2 protein-coding genes are annotated in these 2,170 nt (G+C 66.9%); one reads left to right on the forward strand and one right to left on the reverse strand.

From position 1 onward, the window contains the following. Positions 1-232, reverse strand: a 232-nt coding sequence (locus tag ACK4SV_RS16005) for a cellulase N-terminal Ig-like domain-containing protein (RefSeq protein ID WP_409918842.1), incomplete at its 3' end; no start/stop codon positions are given. Positions 233-544: 312 nt separating this feature from the next. Between ACK4SV_RS16005 and ACK4SV_RS16010 the strand changes: the two genes are divergently transcribed. Beyond that, positions 545-2,170, forward strand: a 1,626-nt coding sequence (locus ACK4SV_RS16010; RefSeq protein WP_409918843.1) for a sialate O-acetylesterase, incomplete at its 3' end; no start/stop codon positions are given.

The following is a 2,170-nucleotide window of genomic DNA, read 5'->3' on the forward strand; positions in this document are numbered from 1 at the left end:
TCGCCCCACCGCAGGCCTCGATCACATAGCCCTCGCCTTCCGGCGGCACGGCGGTAATGTCGATGACATGCACGCGTTCGCCCGATGCCCTGTCCGCCCCGAACGCTTCAGTCCGGCCTTCCGCCAGGATCGCGCCGTCTGCGCCGCGAAGGGTGTAGGGAATCGGCGCGGCACTGGGGCTGTTCACAATGGCGCGCAGCGGCCCAGCGGGCGACACGCCATGCTGCGACATACGTATCTCGCAGGATCCAGCGGCTTGCGGCGCGAGAGGGGTCGAGGTGCAGGCGGCAGCAAATGCGGCGATCAACCCGGCCACAAATGGCCAGAAAGCAGCCGGCTGTACAGACTCAGGTCCACCAGACCGCACGCGTATCTCCCCTCTTGGCCTGTCGCCTGCGGCTGCACCCCGCAGGATGCAGCCGCCTCGCGGCGTGCCACCTTTGCCGATCCGCCCTTTGCGAACCGGTCTGTTATGTGTTGCACTTTAAGGGCTAGATGATAGCGCTATCAACAAGAAAATTACGCCGGGAGGGGAAAAACCGTTATGGGCCATTGCAAATACCTGTGGCTGGCGGCAGCGCTCGCCCTCTCATCCCTTGCCGCCTGCGCGGATGCGGGCCCGGTTCTCGATGCACGGTTCATGGACGCCATGGTCCTCCAACGCGGCCAGCCGGTAACGGTATCTGGCAGCGCCGATCCAGATGCGGAGATAACGGTTACGCTGGGCAGTGCCGAAGCGCAGGCGCGCGCCGATGCCTCCGGGCGCTGGGAAGCGGAATTGCCCGCCCTCGATGCCGCCACGGGCCTCACCCTGCGGGCCAGCAGCTCCAGGGGCGCCCGCACTTTCAAGGATATCGCCATTGGCGATGTGTTCCTCTGCTCCGGCCAGTCGAACATGGCCTGGCCGGTACGCCTCGCGCTTAACCCCGAACGGGAACTGGCGAAGCCATTGCGGCCAGACATGCGCCTGTTGCAGGTCCCGCATGTCGCCTCTGTCACGCGCCAGTCTGCGCTGCCGGAAGGCACCCGCTGGCAGGCCGCAAACCTGCATGAGGTGACCCATTTCTCCGCCCTCTGCTACTTCTTCGGCCGCGACTGGCAGGCCAGCGAGGACGTTCCCGTCGGCCTGATCAATGCCAGCTGGGGCGGCTCGCGGATCGAAGCCTGGATCAGTCCGGACGCGCTGCGTACGGCCCCTCACCTCACCGAGCGGCTGGACCTGCTGGGCACCTATGTGGCGGATCCGGCGGCAGCGACCTCCGCCTTCGGCGCAATCTGGGAACGCTGGTGGCAAGCCGCCGCCGGGACAACACCCTGGCAAGATGGTCTGGCCGACCCCAAGCCCATACCGGGCGAGCTTCGCGACTGGAAAGCTTTCGGCGACCCGGAGCTCGAAACCTATCTCGGCATGGTCTGGCATGAGCGGCGCGTGACGCTGACAGCGGCGCAGGCAGCCGGCGCGGCGGAGTTGTCGCTTGGCGGCATCGACGAGATCGACACGGTCTGGGTCAATGGCGCCTTCATCGGCACGACCTTCGGCTGGGGCACGCCGCGCCAGTACACCCTGCCCGCCGGCACACTGAGGGCAGGAGAGAACCTGATCCTCGTCAACGTCCATAATGGCTGGGCCGAAGGCGGGATGACAGGGCCGGAGGACACCGTCTTCCTGCGGCTGGCCTCCGGCGACCGGGTGCCGCTCGCGGGCAACTGGACCTATCAGAAAGTCCCGCCCGAACTCGGCGGCGCGCCGCAGATGCCCTGGATGAGCGTGTCGGGCCTCTCGGGCATGCATCACGGCATGATTGCGCCGCTGGCCGGCACGAAGCTGCGCGGCGCGCTCTGGTATCAGGGCGAGTCGAATGCGGGCGAGCCGGAAACATACGAGAACTTCCTCCGCCTGCTGACCGCTGATTTCCGAGACCAGTTTGGCGAGACGCTCCCGATGCTCATCATCCAGCTGCCGGAATTCGGCGCGCGGATGATGACCGCCGGCAACTCCGGCTGGTCTTCCTTGCGCGATGCGCAGCGGAGGTTCGTGATGGCGGATGAGGCGGCCGGGCTCGTCGTGGCGCTCGGCGCCGGGGACGAATGGGACATCCACCCGCCCAACAAGCAGGAAGTTACCCGCCGCATGCGGACGGTGTGGGACGCGCTTCTGGACGGACCCGAC

The organism is Hyphomonas sp., from assembly GCF_046313735.1.
Lineage (GTDB): Bacteria > Pseudomonadota > Alphaproteobacteria > Caulobacterales > Hyphomonadaceae > Hyphomonas.